Source organism: Enterococcus sp. DIV1090, assembly GCF_050537975.1.
Taxonomy (GTDB): Bacteria; Bacillota; Bacilli; order Lactobacillales; family Enterococcaceae; genus Enterococcus; species Enterococcus faecalis.
In genome coordinates this window covers 136,515-155,152 of sequence record NZ_CP172917.1, presented here as the reverse complement: position 1 = coordinate 155,152, position 18,638 = coordinate 136,515, and the positions used below count along the sequence as shown (strand labels likewise).

At 39.8% G+C, this 18,638-nt stretch carries 18 protein-coding genes; 4 read left to right on the top strand and 14 right to left on the bottom strand.

Features of this window, described 5'->3' with window-relative positions:
* Positions 1-11: 11 nt before the first annotated feature.
* The 3 genes from fusA to rpsL form a co-directional block, all read right to left on the bottom strand.
* Positions 12-2,093, bottom strand: coding sequence for an elongation factor G (fusA, locus tag IGL48_RS00685; RefSeq protein WP_002356192.1), 2,082 nt, complete (start codon positions 2,091-2,093; stop codon positions 12-14).
* 83 nt (positions 2,094-2,176) lie between these two features.
* A complete protein-coding gene (gene rpsG / locus IGL48_RS00680) occupies positions 2,177-2,647 on the bottom strand; it encodes a 30S ribosomal protein S7 (protein ID WP_002356191.1) in 471 nt (156 codons plus the stop codon).
* 55 nt (positions 2,648-2,702) lie between these two features.
* Entirely contained in the window at positions 2,703-3,116 is a 414-nt protein-coding gene (rpsL, locus tag IGL48_RS00675) for a 30S ribosomal protein S12 (RefSeq protein ID WP_002356190.1), read from the bottom strand.
* A 344-nt stretch (positions 3,117-3,460) separates the two neighbouring features.
* Between rpsL and rpiA the strand changes: the two genes are divergently transcribed.
* From rpiA to gpmA, 3 genes are all read left to right on the top strand, one after another.
* A complete protein-coding gene (gene rpiA, locus IGL48_RS00670) occupies positions 3,461-4,141 on the top strand; it encodes a ribose-5-phosphate isomerase RpiA (protein WP_010777349.1) in 681 nt (226 codons plus the stop codon).
* Positions 4,142-4,182: 41 nt separating this feature from the next.
* Positions 4,183-4,758, top strand: coding sequence for a recombinase family protein (locus IGL48_RS00665; RefSeq protein WP_002356188.1), 576 nt, complete (start codon positions 4,183-4,185; stop codon positions 4,756-4,758).
* Between the two features lie 174 nt (positions 4,759-4,932).
* A complete protein-coding gene (gene gpmA / locus IGL48_RS00660) occupies positions 4,933-5,619 on the top strand; it encodes a 2,3-diphosphoglycerate-dependent phosphoglycerate mutase (protein ID WP_002359343.1) in 687 nt (228 codons plus the stop codon).
* 56 nt (positions 5,620-5,675) lie between these two features.
* Here gpmA and IGL48_RS00655 read toward each other — a convergent pair whose 3' ends face one another.
* From IGL48_RS00655 to IGL48_RS00640, 4 genes are all read right to left on the bottom strand, one after another.
* Positions 5,676-6,878, bottom strand: coding sequence for an iron-containing alcohol dehydrogenase (locus tag IGL48_RS00655; protein ID WP_002408242.1), 1,203 nt, complete (start codon positions 6,876-6,878; stop codon positions 5,676-5,678).
* 113 nt (positions 6,879-6,991) lie between these two features.
* A complete protein-coding gene (locus tag IGL48_RS00650; RefSeq protein ID WP_010777348.1) occupies positions 6,992-7,996 on the bottom strand; it encodes a FecCD family ABC transporter permease in 1,005 nt (334 codons plus the stop codon).
* Positions 7,993-9,003: a FecCD family ABC transporter permease gene (locus IGL48_RS00645; protein WP_002397668.1), complete on the bottom strand. Its 1,011-nt coding sequence runs from the start codon at positions 9,001-9,003 to the stop codon at positions 7,993-7,995. Before IGL48_RS00645 ends, IGL48_RS00650 begins: the two co-directional genes overlap by 4 nt.
* A complete protein-coding gene (locus tag IGL48_RS00640) occupies positions 9,000-9,806 on the bottom strand; it encodes an ABC transporter ATP-binding protein (protein ID WP_002356183.1) in 807 nt (268 codons plus the stop codon). The genes IGL48_RS00645 and IGL48_RS00640 overlap by 4 nt, the downstream gene beginning before the upstream one ends.
* Positions 9,807-10,035: 229 nt before the next feature.
* Between IGL48_RS00640 and IGL48_RS00635 the strand changes: the two genes are divergently transcribed.
* A complete protein-coding gene (locus IGL48_RS00635; protein WP_002361532.1) occupies positions 10,036-10,974 on the top strand; it encodes an iron-hydroxamate ABC transporter substrate-binding protein in 939 nt (312 codons plus the stop codon).
* 39 nt (positions 10,975-11,013) lie between these two features.
* Here the strand turns inward: IGL48_RS00635 and deoD are convergent, their stop codons facing one another.
* From deoD to IGL48_RS00600, 7 genes are all read right to left on the bottom strand, one after another.
* A complete protein-coding gene (gene deoD, locus IGL48_RS00630; protein WP_002359338.1) occupies positions 11,014-11,721 on the bottom strand; it encodes a purine-nucleoside phosphorylase in 708 nt (235 codons plus the stop codon).
* A gap of 17 nt (positions 11,722-11,738) precedes the next feature.
* Complete coding sequence (locus IGL48_RS00625) at positions 11,739-12,557, bottom strand: purine-nucleoside phosphorylase (protein WP_002356180.1); 819 nt, start codon at positions 12,555-12,557, stop codon at positions 11,739-11,741.
* A 16-nt stretch (positions 12,558-12,573) separates the two neighbouring features.
* Entirely contained in the window at positions 12,574-13,740 is a 1,167-nt protein-coding gene (gene deoB, locus IGL48_RS00620) for a phosphopentomutase (protein WP_002356179.1), read from the bottom strand.
* 301 nt (positions 13,741-14,041) lie between these two features.
* Complete coding sequence (locus IGL48_RS00615) at positions 14,042-14,635, bottom strand: TMEM175 family protein (RefSeq protein ID WP_010824349.1); 594 nt, start codon at positions 14,633-14,635, stop codon at positions 14,042-14,044.
* Positions 14,636-14,910: 275 nt separating this feature from the next.
* Positions 14,911-15,864: an ABC transporter permease gene (locus IGL48_RS00610; RefSeq protein WP_002356172.1), complete on the bottom strand. Its 954-nt coding sequence runs from the start codon at positions 15,862-15,864 to the stop codon at positions 14,911-14,913.
* A complete protein-coding gene (locus IGL48_RS00605) occupies positions 15,864-16,997 on the bottom strand; it encodes an ABC transporter permease (RefSeq protein WP_010710976.1) in 1,134 nt (377 codons plus the stop codon). The genes IGL48_RS00610 and IGL48_RS00605 overlap by 1 nt, the downstream gene beginning before the upstream one ends.
* Positions 16,990-18,558 carry an ABC transporter ATP-binding protein gene (locus IGL48_RS00600; RefSeq protein ID WP_010824348.1) on the bottom strand — a complete coding sequence of 523 codons (1,569 nt, stop codon included), beginning with the start codon at positions 18,556-18,558 and terminating at the stop codon, positions 16,990-16,992. The genes IGL48_RS00605 and IGL48_RS00600 overlap by 8 nt, the downstream gene beginning before the upstream one ends.
* Between the last annotated feature and the right edge of the window lie 80 nt (positions 18,559-18,638).

The following is an 18,638-nucleotide window of genomic DNA, read 5'->3' as shown; positions in this document are numbered from 1 at the left end:
CTCAAGGAAAATTATGCGTTTCCGCCGTTTTTCTTGATGATTTCTTCTTGAACAGACTTAGGTACGTCTTCATAGTGGTCAAATACCATCATAAATGTACCGCGTCCTTGTGTTGCTGAACGTAATGTTGTAGCATAACCAAACATTTCAGCTAAAGGTACCATCGCATTAACGATTTGAGAGTTACCGTGTGCTTCCATACCTTCAACACGTCCACGACGACTTGTTACGTGTCCCATGATATCACCTAAGTAATCTTCAGGAACAGTAATTGTAACTTTCATCATTGGTTCTAAAATAACTGGGTTTGCATTTTTAGCCGCAGCTTTCAATGCCATAGAAGCAGCTACACGGAAGGCCGTTTCATTTGAATCGACATCGTGGTATGAACCATCGTAAAGTTTTGCTTTGATATCAACTAATGGATAACCAGCAAGAACACCGTTGTTCATAGAGTCTTCTAACCCTTTTTCAACTGCTGGGATGTATTCACGAGGAACCACACCACCGACAATTGCGTTTTCAAACTCGAAGCCTTTACCTTCTTCATTTGGTGTAAATTCAACCCATACGTGACCGTATTGTCCTTTACCACCAGACTGACGAACGAATTTACCTTCTGCTTTAGTCGCAGCACGGAATGTTTCGCGGTAAGATACTTGAGGAGCACCTACGTTAGCTTCAACTTTGAATTCACGTTTCATACGGTCTACTAAAACGTCTAAGTGCAATTCACCCATACCAGAGATAACTGTTTCACCAGTTTCAACGTTTGTTTCAACGCGGAATGATGGATCTTCTTCAGCAAGTTTTTGTAGAGCCACGCCCATTTTATCTTGGTCAGCTTTTGATTTAGGTTCAACAGCGACTTGGATAACTGGGTCAGGGAATTCAATAGATTCAAGAATAACTGGTGCATCTAATGCACATAATGTATCACCAGTTGTTGTGTCTTTTAGACCAACAGCAGCAGCGATATCACCAGAGTACACTTTGTCAATTTCTTGACGAGTGTTGGCGTGCATTTGTAGGATACGACCGATACGTTCTTTTTTGCCTTTTGAAGCGTTCAATACGTATGAACCACTTTCAAGGACACCAGAATAAACACGGAAGAAAGTTAAACGACCTACGAATGGGTCAGTCATAACTTTAAATGCTAATGAAGCGAAAGGTGCTTCGTCATCAGCTGGACGAGTTGTTTCTTCGTCTGTTTTAGTATCGATCCCTTTGATAGCATCGATATCTAATGGAGATGGTAAGTAATCAAGAACAGCGTCCAACATTAATTGAACCCCTTTATTCTTGAATGCTGAACCAGCTAATACAGGGAAGAACTCAACGTTGATTGTTGCTTGACGGATACCAGCGACTAATTCTTCTTCAGTGATTTCTTCACCTTCAAGATATTTCATCATTAAGTCTTCGTCAGTTTCAGCAACAGCTTCAACTAATTTTTCGCGCCATTCTTGCGCTTTTTCTAAATAATCTTCAGGAATATCAGTTTCTTGAATATCTGTTCCCAAATCATTTGTGTAGATTTCAGCTTTCATTTTAATCAAGTCAATGATTCCAGTGAAGTCTTCTTCAGCTCCGATTGGAATTTGAATTGGATGAGCGTTTGCTTGTAAACGATCATGTAATGATTCTACTGAATAGAAGAAGTCCGCACCGATTTTATCCATTTTGTTACAGAATACAATACGAGGAACTTTATATTCAGTCGCTTGACGCCAAACAGTTTCTGTTTGAGGTTCTACACCTGATTGAGAGTCAAGAACTGTTACCGCACCATCTAATACGCGTAGAGAACGTTGTACTTCAATTGTGAAGTCCACGTGTCCTGGAGTATCGATGATATTTACACGGTAGCCTTTCCACTGTGCAGTTGTCGCAGCGGATGTAATCGTGATACCACGTTCTTGTTCTTGTTCCATCCAGTCCATTTGTGAAGCACCTTCATGGGTTTCACCGATTTTATGGATTTTACCAGTGTAGTACAAGATACGCTCAGTTGTTGTTGTTTTACCAGCATCAACGTGGGCCATGATACCAATGTTACGAGTTTTTTCAAGTGAAAATTCTCTTGCCATTTTGTATGTTTACTCCTCTCTTTATTTAAATCGATTGTAAATTGACTTTCTGCTGCCACTTTACGCGACAGACAGAGAGGATCTTACCAACGATAATGAGCAAATGCGCGGTTTGCGTCTGCCATTTTGTGTGTGTCTTCGCGTTTTTTAACAGAAGCGCCAGTGTTGTTAGCAGCATCCATGATTTCTTTCGCTAGACGTTCTTCCATTGTGTGTTCACCACGTAGACGTGCGTAGTTAACTACCCAACGTAAACCTAAAGTTGTACGACGTTCTGGACGAACTTCAACTGGTACTTGGTAGTTAGAACCCCCAACACGACGTGCTTTAACTTCAAGAACAGGCATAACGTTTTTCATTGCTTGTTCAAAAACTTCCAATGGATCGTTACCTGTAGATTCTTTGATGATATCAAATGAATTATAGATAATGTTAGCAGCAATCCCGCGTTTACCGTCAACCATTACACGGTTGATTAAGCGAGTTACTAATTTTGAGTTATAAATTGGATCTGGTAAAACATCACGTTTTGCAACAGGACCTTTACGAGGCATCCGTAACTCCTCCTTCCGAAATATGATTTTTCAAGTTGTTATTGTCTTATTATAATTAAGCTTTAGGACGTTTTGTACCGTATTTAGAGCGGCTTTGTTTACGGTCGTTAACACCGGCAGTATCAAGCGCACCACGAACGATATGGTAACGTACCCCTGGTAAGTCTTTTACACGTCCACCACGTAATAATACCACGCTGTGTTCTTGTAAGTTGTGACCGATACCTGGGATATAAGCTGTAACTTCGATTAAGTTTGACAAACGAACACGGGCATATTTACGTAAAGCTGAGTTCGGTTTTTTAGGTGTCATCGTACCCACACGTGTACAAACTCCACGTTTTTGCGGAGAGTTAACGTTTGTTTGAGTTTTCTTAAAACTGTTATATCCTTTGTTTAAGGCTGGTGAATCAGATTTTTCTACTTTAGATTTACGAGGTTTACGTACTAATTGGTTAATTGTAGGCATTCCTTGTTCTCCTCCTTCCTTACTTCGCTTCTAGTTCCACACATCCAGGTGGTTCTTTTTTCGCGATAAAAAATAATGCAATCTCTGCACTCTTTATCAAATATGCTTTGATAGACAGTCAGCACGTCCCTATAAGGAACCTGTAGATAAAGCACCTTTGTTAGGATACCACGATAAGTATCAGCTGTCAACCCTCTTCTTTCGCCTTTCGTAAAAAAGCTTTTCCTTCTATTTAAATGCACTTTTCCTTTAAAAATTTTTATGACTTTTTCAAAAACTTTCTATCTTTTTTAGTTAAATAACGGTACAATATCTTTGACTATTGAAGGGGGCGGAAAACAGCGATGAATCTGAAACAAATGGTAGGAATCGAAGCTGCAAAATATGTAGAAGACGGCATGATTGTCGGTTTGGGTACTGGCTCAACAGCAAAATTTATGGTAGACGAAATTGGTCGTCGCGTAAAAGAAGAAGGATTGTCAATCGTGGGGGTTACTACTTCAAAAGAAACAGAGAAACAAGCCTTAGCCTTGGGCATTCCTTTAAAGGGTATTGATGAGGTTCCGTATGTGGATCTTACGATTGATGGCGCCGATGAAATCAGCGCTGATTTTCAAGGAATCAAAGGCGGTGGCGCTGCCTTACTTTTTGAAAAAATTGTGGCCACTTATTCAAAGAAATGTATTTGGATTGTGGATAAATCAAAAATGGTGGACGATTTAGGGGCTTTCCCACTTCCTGTTGAGGTTGTCCCTTATGGCAGCTGCCAACTAGTGCATTTATTTGAAGAAAAAGGCTATCACCCAACACTTCGTTTAAACGCTGCTGGCGAAACATTAATAACAGATGGAGGCCACCATATCATCGATTTGCATTTAGAAAAAATTACAGATCCAGAAGCTTTAGGTTCTTATTTAGACAACTTGGTTGGCGTCGTTGAACACGGCTTATTTTTAAATATGGTTTCTATGGTAATCGTCGGTTATGAAGATGGACCGAAAACCTTACATGTTCCCGCACGTTAAGAATGTGTGAAAAAAGATTATTTATATAGGAAGGATAATATATGAAACGAATTGGTTATGCACGCACAACTATTATTGAAGACGATTTAAAAAATCAACTAACCACTCTCCAATCGTTTGGTTGTGATGATATTTTCCAAGAGACATTTGATCCTCAAGCGGAGATCAGTGTCTTAGACGAAGTCGAAAAACTTCTTTCTGCTGGGGATACACTTATTGTTTGTAAATTGCACCATTTAGGTAAAACAACCCGCCAATTAACAGACTTTATGAAAATGTTAAAGGAAAAACAAGTTGATTTTGTCAGCATTTCAGAAGGAATTGATACTCACCTTCCAACAGGTGAAGCCTATTTCCAATTAATGGAGAGCTTATCTGCGATGGAATGTGCACTAATTAAAGAACGAACACTCGTTGGGCTCCACAAAGCTCGTGAAAACGGAAAAGTAGGTGGACGTCCAAAAATTGATGGACGTACCGTCCGCAAAATCCGTGCATTATATTATGAAAACAAAGAAACCATCCAATTTATTTCTAATAAATGCGGCGTTTCGGTGGGCACTTGTTATAAGTACATCAATTTACCTGAGACAGATGTCGAGCGGCTGTATTCCTAAGAAGAAAAAAGAAGTCCTTCAGATGGGGCTTCTTTTTTGATTCGATTTCACTCTAATTTTTCAGCAACTTTCACGTTTTTTTACTATTTTCCATTGGAAATCTTGCGCAAAACGGTGTACAATAAACGTGGAAATCTTATTTTCAGAAAACTAAACTCAAAGGAGAGCTTATACATGCCAAAATTAGTTTTTTCTCGTCATGGACTTAGCGAATGGAATGCCTTAAACCAATTTACTGGATGGGCTGACGTAGATTTAGCACCTGAAGGTGTTGAAGAAGCAAAAGAAGGCGGCCGTAAAATTAAAGAAGCAGGCATCGAATTCGACGTTGCTTATACTTCTGTTTTAACTCGTGCCATCAAAACTTGTAACTATTTACTAGAATACTCAGATCAATTATGGGTACCTCAAATCAAATCTTGGCGCTTAAACGAACGTCACTATGGTAAATTACAAGGACTAAACAAAAAAGAAACTGCTGAAAAATACGGAGACGAACAAGTCCACATCTGGCGTCGTTCTTACGATACTCTTCCTCCATTAATGGAAGCAACAGATGAAGGTTCTGCAGCAAACGACCGTCGTTATGCAATGTTAGACCAACGCGATATTCCTGGTGGCGAAAACTTGAAAGTTACTTTGGAACGTGCATTACCATTCTGGCAAGATGAAATTGCGCCAGCTTTAAAAGACAACAAAACTGTCTTAGTAGCGGCTCATGGTAATTCATTACGTGCTTTAGCTAAACACATCGAAGGCATTTCTGATGAAGATATTATGGATCTTGAAATCCCAACAGGTAAACCATTAGTTTATGAATTAAACGATGATTTAACTGTGAAAGAAAAATACTACTTATAAGAACTTGTTTCTTATTAACAAAAGCGGTTTGCCAAGGCAAACCGCTTTTTTATGGATTAAATAAATTGACTTTCGGTTAAACAATCTTTATAAATCGCTACTATATCCGCTGCATCCAATGGTACATAAGCCTTTTCGGCAATTGCACTATGGGCCACAGCTTGTTGTGCCATTTCTTCAAATTTATCTGCTTCGATGCCAACTTCTGGTAATGTCATTGGAATGCCACAAGCCACAAAGTAATCATATAATGCTTGAATACCTTTTTTCGCTGCTACTTCCTCTTCTTGTTCGACTATTCCCCAAACATTTCGAGCAAATTGCGCAAACTTGCCTACGGTTTGTTCAGACAAAACGTAATTCATCCAACGAGGCGTTAAAATTGCTAAGCCAATCCCATGCGTAATGTCATAAAACGCACTTAATTCATGTTCCATTGGGTGACAAGACCAAACACCTTGTTTGCCGCGCCCTGTTAAACCATTTAAGGCTAAACTGCTTGCCCACATTAAATTAGCACGTGCATCATAATCTTCTGGATTTTCTAAAGCAATAGGACAATTTTTGATAACCGTTCGCATTAAGCCTTCTGACACAAAATCTTGGACGTCCGTGCCTGTCGAAATACTAAAATAGTTTTCAATCAAATGACTGAAAATATCCGCTGAGCCAGCTGCTGTTTGATTTTGAGGAACCGTAAAAGTATTCGTTGGATCCAAGAACGAAACTTTTGGAATCATATTCGGACCACCAAAGCCTAATTTTTGATTGGTTTCTAAGTTAGAAATGACAGCACCTGCGTTCATTTCACTACCTGTTGCTGCTAAAGTCAAGATGGTCACGATTGGTAAAGCAGGACCAGTATACCCTTTTCTGGCTGCAATAACTGTCCAGATATCTTCTTCCGAATAAAAGCCCGCAGCTATTGCTTTGGAACAATCAATGGTTGAACCACCGCCAACTGCTAAAATAACATCGACTTGGTTTTCTTTACACAACTCAATTCCTTTTCTAACGGTTTCAATGCGCGGGTTTGGTTCGACACCGCTCAACTCAATCAGTGTATGCCCGTTTTTTTGGGCCAAATCAGTAATTTGTTGGTATAAGCCATTACGTTTGATACTACCGCCACCATAAACAAGTAAGACATTTTTGCCAAATTGATCTAACACAGCAGGTAATTCGTCTAAACGATCTTTCCCAAAACGGATGTCTGTTGGTACATAAAAATTAAAGTTTTCCATTCTTTCATCCTCCATTCAATGCTCTTACGCATTTATCATACTATTTTTTCAAAAATCCGCCAATAAAAAAGCCGAGCAAATGACAGTTGCTTTCACAACGACCGATTGACCCAGCTTTTGATTCTTTTTTATAACGAATCGCTTGTTTTGATTAACAAATAAAGAAAATAAGGCGCACCGATGATCGCAACAATAATCCCTGCAGGCATTTCTCCATTGCCAGGCAATAGCCGACCAATCGTATCACTAAACAATAAAAGTAAACTCCCAAACAACGCCGCCAATGGCAATACCTGTTTTTGTTGCGTAAAACCACATTTGCGAGCAATATGTGGCGCAAGTAAACCTAAAAAATTAATTCCCCCTGTAACGGAAATCGCTGATGCCGCCAACATCACCGCTAACAGCAACGAAACGATTCGTTCTTTTTTCACAGCAATACCTACAGAAATAGCTGTTTCGTCCCCCAATTGTAAAATATCCAACAGACGATGACGCTTCATCGCAAAAAAGAACCCAATGACTAGCCAAGGCAACAAAGCGCCCACAAAGAACCAATTACTGCCCCAGATACTGCCTGCTTGCCACATTGTAACAAAACGGTACTTTTCAGTGTCAATTTTTGATGTAATTAATAAGGTGAGTGCTGAAATACCCGTACTCAAAATGACACCCGCTAAGACCATTCGAACTGGCGTCAATCCTAAACGATGATGATACGCGATTACTAAAATCCCAACAGCCGCTAGCAAGCCGCCAACTAAGGCCACGAGCGGAAGTGCAAACGTCGTGATACTTGTCGTTTCAATAAAACTAATAAACAAAATCACTGCCAAACCCGCACCCGCATTAATGCCTAAAATCCCAGTATCTGCTAACGGATTCCGAGTAATCCCTTGAAGAATAGCGCCGCTTAAGCCTAAAGCCGCGCCCGCTAGGACCGCAAGCACAATCCGTGGTAACCGAAAATCCCAAACTAACAGTTGTTTGGCCTGACTTCCCTGTCCCAAAAGAAGGGCTTTTAAATCCATGAAGGAAACAGATAATTCCCCTTGCGTTAAACTGATACAAGCAGTTAGGATAATCCCAACTATTAAGATAGCCACCCAACGGGACACTTTTTTCTGTGTCATCCTAGTTGCCCTCCTTTACGAAATAAATAAAGAAAGAATGGGATGCCAATTAAGGCCGTGATAATCCCAAATGGTGTTTCAAAAGGCGGATTCACCATTCGAGCGATTAAATCTGCCACCAAAACGAGGAGCGCACCGCCTAACGCCGAGAACGGAATCAAGCGACGGTAATTTTCTCCAGAAACTGTTCGCATCACATGAGGCACCACCAAACCAACAAAACTGACCGAGCCAACTAGCGCCACAGACAATCCTGATAAAAGCAAAATCGTTATACTGGCAAACAACCGAATACGCTGCGGATTTCGCCCCAAACCAATTGTTGCATCATCGCCAAACCGTAAAATAGTCACCGACGGACTAATCAGAATTGCTAATGCAAATGCGCCCAGAAAGATCGGGACGACTATTTTTAATTGTGCCCAAGAAATAACGCTGACACCGCCAAGAAACCAAAACGTTAACTCTTGACTCAAATTGAACTGAATGGCTAAGAATTGACTAAATGATAAAAAAAGGGCACTAATACCTGCTCCCACCAAGGTCAGACGCATGGGGCTTGCTCCTCGAATTGAATGATTAGAAAGATAATAAATCAGTGCCACACTCACGCCGGCACCAAGAAAAGAAACAACTAAAAGCCACCAATAACTTGCCTGAGGGAGGAAAGCAAAAACAAGCGCTAAGCCCAAGCCAGCCCCGGCATTGATACCCAGCAAGCCAGAATCTGCCAATGGATTTTGCGTAATCCCTTGCGCTAACGCCCCACTCACCGCTAAACTTGCTCCCACAAAAGCGGCCCCTAAAATCCGCGGCAACCGAACCGTTTGGATGACTTGATGCGCTTGATTGGTCGCATCGAAGTGCGTAAATGAATCAATAATCGTTTGAATCGAAACCGACGTCGCACCAAACATCAATGACAGAAGCATTGTCCCAATTAGCAAAAAAAGACAGACAAGTAACACTTGCCATTGGTGTCTATAAAATCCGCTTATGCCTTTCATCCATCCAGCTCCATTTCCATCAACTCATAAGAAAGCACTAGTGGCCGCTGTGTCTGACTATGATAACTAATTTCTGCTTGAATAGCGAAAACATCTGCTAAGCCAGTAACAGTAATCACTTCTTGCGGTGTTCCCTCATTGATAATCTTTCCCTCTTTCATCGCAATCACGCGATCAGAAAAACGAGAAGCTAAATTAATATCATGAATCGTCATCACGATAGTTTTCTGATGTTCTTGATTAATTCGTTTTAACACATTTAAAATTTCTAGCTGATGCGCTGGATCCAAATAGGTGGTCGGTTCATCTAAAATTAAAATATCTGTATCCTGCACTAGCGCCATAGCAATCCAAACCCGTTGGCGTTGCCCACCTGATAAAATTGCCACAGACTCTCTAGCTAACTCAGTTAAGCCTGTTAATTCTAATGCCCATTGTATGTACTCTTGATCTTCTGTGGTGACACTTTTCCAGCCCGATTGATAAGGATATCGCCCGAAAGAGACGAGGTCAAAAACAGATAAATCGATTGTATTTTCTGGCGTTTGTGATAAGATCGCTAGTTCTTGCGCCACTTCTTTTGAAGAAAAATGTTGAAGTTCTTGGTTCTTAATGAACACCTTGCCTTTCTCAGCTGGCAAAATACGCGCAAGTGTTTTTAACAAGGTCGATTTGCCACAACCATTTGGTCCAATAATACTTGTAATAGTTCCCGCTTCAAATGAACAGTTCAGCGCTTCACTAATCACTTGACGACCATATCCTGTAGTTAAGTCCTCTGCCTCTAAATAATTCATAACCATTCCTCTTTAATTTTTCTGTCGTTATTTTACATTTATTGAGAATCGTTCTCACTCATTGTTCCTTGATTATAAAAGACCCTTCCTTAAAAAGCAATGTTTCTTCCAATCAAAAAACGAATTATCTAAAAAATGCAACTTATTTGCTCAAAAAAGCAAGCGATGATTGACAAACGGTCGTTTTTAAATGATAATGAGAATCGTTATCAACTAAAAATAAAGGAGTTACACAATGAAACTTTTAAAAAAGACGGTCCTAATTGGTACCACCCTTCTTCTTGGTTCATTCTTACTCGCAGCTTGTGGTAATACGAATAAAGAAGCCAACAACGCTGACAAAACACATGAAGTAACAGATACCTTAGGCAATAAAGTAACCGTCCCCGCGAAACCCAAACGGATTATTGCGAGTTATTTAGAAGATTATCTAGTTGCACTAGGAGAAAAACCAGTGGCACAATGGACAGTTGGACAAGGCAGCATTCAAGATTATTTAGCGAAAGAATTGAAAGATGTCCCCACTATTTCCTATGACTTGCCATATGAAGCGGTTCTAAAATTTGAACCTGACTTATTATTAATCAGTTCATCTGCTCTAGTTGAAGGTGGTAAATACAAAGAATACAGTAAAATTGCGCCAACTTATGTAGTCAAAAACGGCGAAAATGTCACTTGGCGTGATCAATTGGAAGATATTGCCACTGTTTTAGATAAAAAAGAACAAGCGAAAAAAGTGTTAGAAGATTATGATACCTTAACCAAAGGCGTCCAAGAAGACCTTGGCAAAAAAGATGCTGGCAAATCTGCGGCAGTCTTATGGGTAACCAACAACCAAGTCTTTATGGTTAGCGATAATCGCTCAAGCGGAACCGTGCTCTATCAAGACTTAGGCCTCCAAGTTCCAAAATTAGTGGAAGAAATTTCTAAAAACGCTACTGCGGATTGGAATCAAGTTTCTTTAGAAAAATTAGCTGAGCTTGACGCAGACCACATTTTCCTTGTAAACAGTGATGAATCAGCACCTCTTTTCCAAGAAGCAATTTGGAAGAACTTACCTGCTGTGAAAAATAACCAAGTTCATACCTATGATAAAAAAAGTAGTTGGTTATACAACGGACCTATTGCGAATACCCAAATTGTTGAAGATGTAAAAAAAGCGCTCTTAAATTAAAAAAAATGCTTGGATGATTGTTTTCATCCAAGCATTTTTTTAATTAGCAATTGCTGTTTCTAAACCAACTTCAATCATTTCATTAAACGTCGTTTGGCGTTCTTCTGCCGTTGTTTCTTCGCCTGTCACCAAGCTATCACTCACCGTCATAATCGCCAATGCTTCTACATCAAATTTTGCTGCTAAATAATATAACATTGCCGCTTCCATTTCAATCGCTAATACCCCGTATCGACCTAAACGAAAGACATCATCTAAGCTATCTTTGTAAAAAACATCATCCGACAATACGTTACCAACATGGGTAGTAAAGCCTTTTGCTTTAGCAATTTCGTAAGATTTGAGTAAAAGATCAAAGCTCGCAATTTGTGGAAAATCATATTTAGGAAAATCATTGCGAATCGCGGAAGAAGGTGTCGCTGCTGCTTGTGCGATAACTAATTCACGAACGTTGACTTTTTCTGAAATAGAACCACACGTACCAACACGAATTAACTTCTTCACATCGTAAGAGTTAATTAACTCATGGGCATAAATACCTGCTGAAGGCATCCCCATCCCTGTTCCTTGGACCGAAACACGCTGTCCCTTATACGTTCCTGTGTAACCTAACATCCCACGAACTTGATTATAGCAGACAGGATTCTCTAAAAAAGTTTCCGCAATATATTTTGCTCGGAGGGGATCCCCTGGTAGTAAAATTTTATCGGCAATTTCACCTGGTTTTGCTTCGATATGCACACTCATTCTGGTTTACTCCTTTTTTATAAAGCTGCTAGTGTTGCTTTCACTAACTCTTTGAATTGTCCTTTAACGCGTTCAGTTGTTTCAACTACTTCTGCATGATTTAAACTACTTTGCATACCAGCTGCTAAATTCGTAATACAAGAGATGCCTAGTACTTTCATGCCACTATGCACAGCTACAATGACCTCCGAAACAGTTGACATGCCAACTGCATCTGCACCCATCGTCCGTGACATCCGAATTTCTGCAGGCGTTTCATATGTCGGGCCAGAAAAGCCCATATAGACGCCTTCTTTTAAATCAATATTTTGTTCCGCAGCCACTTTTTTTGCCACTTCCCGATATTCTTGCGTATAAGCATGACTCATATCTGGAAAACGCGGCCCGATTTCTTCATCATTTTCACCAATTAACGGATTATCGCCTGTAAAATTAATGTGGTCATTGATTAACATCAAATTCCCCGGTGTATATGTTTCATTTACGCCACCAGCTGCATTGGTTACAATCATTGAATGAATGCCTAAAGCAGCCATCACACGAACGGGATAAGTGACCGTTTGCATCGAATGTCCTTCATAATAATGAAAACGTCCTTGCATCGCCAAAACTTTTTTTCCAGAAAGCGTTCCGTAAACTAATTGTCCAGCATGTCCAACGACTGTTGAAACAGAAAAATGGGGAATTTCAGAGAAAGGAATAGCAATCGCATCGGTTATTTCATTAGCTAATTCACCTAACCCAGAACCTAAGATTAGACCGAAGTCTGCTTGTTGCACCCCTTTTTCTTTCAAAAACTCAGTTGTTTCGTTTAAATGGTTCGTTAACGTTGTCATGTGTTGCCTCCTCGAATTATTGTAATTGATTTAAAAAGCTTTGACCGTTTTCCGTTGCAGGAACTTCAAAGTTTTCAGCAATCGTTGCTGAAATATCTGAATAAAATCCTTGTGGCAAGCTGCCTTGTTTTGTCATTTTTTTACTATAAGCCAATAAAGGTACATATTCACGTGTGTGGTCTGTTCCTGGGAAAGTTGGGTCATTCCCGTGATCTGCTGTAATTAAAAGCAAATCATCTTCGGCCATAGCAGCCATAATCTCTGGCAAACGACCATCAAAATCTTCGATGGCTTTTGCATAGCCCTTTACATCACGACGGTGGCCATACAGCGCATCGAAATCCACTAAGTTAGTAAAACTTAAACCTGTGAAATCTTTGTTCATGACCGTTAATAATTGATCCACCCCATCCATATTGCTCTTCGTGCGGATAGCTTCAGTAATTCCTTGTCCATTAAAGATGTCGTTAATTTTCCCAACAGCGATCACATCATTGCCGTTTTCTTTCAACGAATCTAAAACAGTATGGCCAAAAGGATCTAGAGCATAGTCATGACGGTTACTGGTTCGAGTGAAATTACCTGGTTCACCAACATACGGGCGAGCGATAATCCGACCAATCATATAAGGTTCGTCTTTCGTAATGTCACGAACATATTGACAAATTTTATACAATTCTTCTAATGGAATAATGTCTTCATGCGCCGCAATTTGTAAAACAGGGTCCGCTGAAGTATAAACGATTAAATCCCCTGTTTTCATTTGATGTTCGCCGTAATCATCAATGACTGCTGTCCCGCTATATGGTTTGTTACAAACAACTTTTCGCCCAGAAAAATCTTCAATTTGTTTCAGCAATTCTTCAGGAAAGCCATTTGGGAATACCCGAAAAGGTTTTTTGATGTTCAAGCCCATAATTTCCCAGTGACCGGTCATAGTATCTTTTCCAACAGAAATTTCTTCTAATTTGGTGGCATAGCCATCGTGGTCTGCCACTGCTTTGACACCTGTTAAAGGAGCAATAGTTCCCAATCCAAGTTTTTCTAAATGAGGAATGGTTAGTCCCGCTTCTTTGGCAATATGACCCAGTGTATCACTGCCGACATCTCCAAATTTTTCAGCATCTGGTGCTTCACCAATACCGACTGAATCTAGTACGATTAAATGAACACGTTTAAACACACTTGCTTCCTCCTCTAAGGTCGTAAATACGTCAAGAATGACAATTATTTTACGCTAGCCTTTTAAATAGTCTCGAGAATCAAACAGAATAATCTATTTATTCTCAGCTCTTCAATTATACCATGAATCCGCTATTATTGCCTGAAAGAGCATTAAAATTTTCACTGATTCCTTCGATTTTAGCAGGGCTTAAAAACTGAAAGAAAAAAAGTCTCCCACCGTAATTAGGAAACTTTTTTATTGTTTTTTTCGAATAGCCTGCTCCTTAAAAAGAACACGACTCTTTATCCAATCGAAACTTTTAACACTCCAAGCGGTCTCCCTCTTTTGGCACATTTAAATACCAGATAACCGCTTCTGATAAAATCACACCAATGCCAATGGGCGGATAAAAATAAATGCCGATATATCCGATTGCGAAAAGACAAAGATGAATGATTTTTGTTGCCTTACTATAAGATTTCGATTTTCTTAACTTAGCTGCACCTTGTGGATCTTTCACTACATTGTCTTCATAAATGATCCTTGTTAGCAAGAAGTAAGCAAAATCCCAAACCGTATACACAACAAGATAAAAATAAACGGGTGCCCGCATCCACCAAAATTCACTCACCCAAGCAGTTGCTACCGGAATGAAGGCCATGGAGAATAACCGAAAATTATTTGCCCAAAACGCTTTTTTAGAAAACCAATGAGTTACGGACATTATGTAATGATGATTGTACCATGCGATACAGATAAAAATAAAACTGACAATAAACGATAAAAAATATGGGATATTTTCTATCAAACCTGCCAAAACACCCACTTGAGGAGTCTTAATTTCTAAAATCATGATGGTCATGATGATGGCAATGACTGCATCACTAAATGCTTCTACACGTGTTTTATTCATTGAACGTCCTCCACTTTTCCTATTCTGACTACAAACAAAAGTATAGCAGAAAAACCAACGATTTTTGAAAAAAAGCTGCTAGACCTGTTTGGTTTTTTTCAAAATTTCGACACTTCCTTCGAATTGTAAAAAACAGCCAAAAGAAAAAAGTAAAGTTATCTTTATCAACTCGCTTTTTTGCAGTGAAGCAGTGCCTAATGCCGCTTGTGTTCAACTGATTATCCTAAGAAAAGAAATGGCCCCCCGTCGCTTTGACGGAGGGCCCATTTCTTTTCTTATTTCGTTTTGACGTAATTTTTCCCGTTCGCTTTTGGTCCCGATGATTTTCCGAAGAACACAACTAGGACTAAAATGGTTAATACGTATGGTGCTGCTTGTAGATAAACTTTTGGAATTTCTGAAATAATTGGTAAGTTTTCCCCAGCAATACTCAAGTTTTGTGCAAAACCAAAGAATAAGGCTGCGCCCATTGCCCCAAGTGGATTCCATTTACCAAAGATCATTGCGGCCATTGAAATAAACCCTTGTCCTGCAATTGTGGTAATCCCAAAACGACCCGCAATACTTTGAGCAAAGACAGCTCCGCCCATACCGCCTAAGAAGCCGGATAGCAAGACGCCAGAATAACGCATTAAATAGACATTGATTCCCAATGTATCTGCCGCTTGTGGATGTTCTCCCACAGAACGTAACCGTAAGCCAAAACGTGTTTTATAAATGACAAACCAAGCTAAAATCGCAATCAAAATTGCTACGAAAGCTGGCAAAGAGGTTTTTGCAAAGAATAGTTCACCAATCACTGGAATTTTTGACAATCCTGGGAAAGAAAAATAACCAAATGATTGTGTAATCATATCTGTTTGTCCTTTTTGATAAATAACTTTTACTAGGAAAACCCCTAGCGCCGGTGCCATCAAGTTAATGACAGTACCACTGATAATATGATCTGCTCGTAAGTTAATAGTTGCAACGGCATGTAAGAGAGAAAAGACAATCCCGACAACGCCTCCTACTAAACAAGCAATCCATGGTGTCGCCGCGCCAAATGTATCAGCAAACGTCAAGTTAAAAACGACCGAACTGAAAGCGCCCATTACCATAATACCTTCCAAGCCAACGTTAACCACACCACTTCGTTCTGAGAACGTTCCGCCTAATGCTGTCAAGATGAGCGGAGTTGCATACACTAATGTTTGCGTGATGATTGAGGAAATTGTTGCTAAATCCATTAGATGTCTCCCCCCTCTTGATTGTTTTTGTCTGGCGCCGCTTCAATTGTTTCTACAATCGCTACTTCTTTTTTACTACCAGACGCTTTTGCTAACAAGAAACGAATTAAATAACTAATTCCCACAAAGAAAATAATTGCTGCAATAACAACATCAACTAATTCGGTTGGTACACCAGCTATCAACGGCATTCCTTGTCCACCAAGTTTTAACATTCCAAACAGTAATGCGGAAAGTAAAATCCCGATTGAGCTACCTGCTCCTAATAGAGACACGGCCATACCATCGAACCCAATGCTCAACGATGTGTTTTGAATAAAGAAGTTTTGGAAAGTCCCCAATCCTTGGACCGCACCACCTAAACCAGCCAGCGTTCCTGAAATCATCATGGATAAAATAATCGTTCGCTTGCTGCTCATTCCAGCATATTCAGAAGCAAATGGGTTTAACCCCACCGACCGAATTTCAAAACCAAGCGTTGTTTTTTTCATCAAGAACCATACAAGAATAAGGAAAATGAAGGCCAAGAAAATGCCGATGTTCAAACGAGAGCCATCACTGATATTTGTTAAAAACGGTGAGCGTAATGATGCATTCGCACCAATCATTTTGGTGATCCCTTTGTTCGCCATAATACTTGGTTTCATGACATTATTAGCAATATGATTTCCTGTGTACAATAAAATATAATTCAACATAATCGTAACAATAACTTCACTCGTCCCAAAATAGGCACGCAAGAAACCTGGAATGGCTGCTGCTAAAGCTCCTGCAACCGCGCCAACAATAATCGCCACCGGCAACGCAATCATCCGGGGTGCATCAGGCATGGATAAAGCGACCCAAATACTAGCCACCCAACCACATAAGGCTTGTCCAGAAAGCCCGATATTAAAGAATCCAGCCGAATTTGCCACCGAGAATCCTAAAGCGGTAAAAATCAACGGTGCTGCGGTGACAAAAATCTCACCAATACTTTTCTTTCCTTGGAAAGCTGTTTCAAACATCGCTTGATACCCAGCCACTGGGTCATAGCCAAAGATAACCATAATAATTGCCCCTAAGAGGAAACCCATAATAACAGATAACACAGGGACTAAAATATTTCTTATTTTTTCAGAACGATTATTCAACAGTTTCACCTGCCTCTACTTTTGATAACTCAGCACGGGCTTCTTCCAATGAGTAGCCAGCCATTAACAAGCCCAATTCATTTTCTGTCGTTTCTTTCGGATCAACAATTCCGACGATTTCCCCCGCATGAATAACAGCGATACGATCAGAAACATTTAAAATTTCATCTAATTCAAAACTTACTAATAAAACAGCTTTATTTTTATCTCTTTGTTCAATTAGTCGACGATGAATGTATTCAATAGCTCCGACATCTAAACCGCGTGTTGGTTGAGAAACAATCAACAAATCTGGATCGCGGTCCACTTCTCGGGCAATAATCGCTTTTTGCTGATTCCCACCTGAAAGCGCCCGAGCTGGTACTAATTCATTAGGAGTCCGTACATCATATTCTTCAATTAATTCACGGGCGTGTTTGTTAATCATTTGATAGTTTAAAATACCTGTTGAACTGTATGGTTTTTGGTAATACGTTTGTAGGCCAATATTTTCAGCCAATGTCATCTCTAATACTAAGCCATATTTATGTCGGTCTTCAGGAACGTGGGCGACACCCATTTCCGTAATTTCCCGAGGTTTGCGATTAGTAATCTCTTTTTCATTCAAATGAATGGACCCGTTTTCGACTTTGGTTAATCCTGCTAAGGCTTGGATTAATTCTGTTTGTCCATTGCCATCAATCCCCGCAATTCCAACAACTTCCCCTGCTCGGACATCTAAGCTAAGATTTTTCACTGCATCTAAGCCGCGGCTTTCTTTCACTACTAAATCTTTAATTGATAAAATTGTTTCTTTCGGTTGCGCTGGTTTTTTCTCTGTTTTGAAGGAAACAGAACGACCCACCATCATATCGGCTAACTGTTGCGAAGAAACATCTTTCACATTGACGGTGCCAATACTTTGCCCCCGGCGAATGACCGTACAACGGTCTGCTACTTTTTTAATTTCATCTAACTTATGTGTAATTAAAATGATCGATTTGCCTTCATCGGTTAGTTCTTTCAAAATAATCATTAATTCATCAATTTCTTGTGGCGTTAATACTGCGGTTGGTTCGTCAAAAATTAAAACGTTCGCACCACGATATAAGGTCTTTAAAATTTCAACCCGTTGTTGCATACCTACAGAAATATCGCGAATATAGGCATTGGGATTTACATCCAACCCGTATTGCTTAGACACTTCTTCAATCTCTTTTTTCGCTTTTTTCCGGTCTAAAATACCGCCATGGGTAGGTTCGCTACCTAAGATAATATTTTCAGTCACAGTAAAGGCTTCAACTAACATAAAATGCTGATGGACCATTCCGATTCCTAAACGATTGGCTGCAGTAGGACTTGTAATGTTGACTTTTTCGCCATTCATATAAATCTCACCTGAGGTCGGTTCCAATAGCCCTGATAAGATATTCATCAAGGTCGACTTGCCTGCACCATTTTCACCTAGCAGTGCGTGGATTTCACCAGGTTTTACTTGTAAATCAATTTGGTCGTTGGCTTTGAACGTCCCAAATTCTTTGGTGATTTTACGCATCTCAATTACGTTTTCTTCTTGAGACAAGGTCTATTCACTTCCTAACAAAATTATATTGGCAATACTTTAGAGGGTAATTTTGACCCTTAACTAAGTAGTTGAAGAAC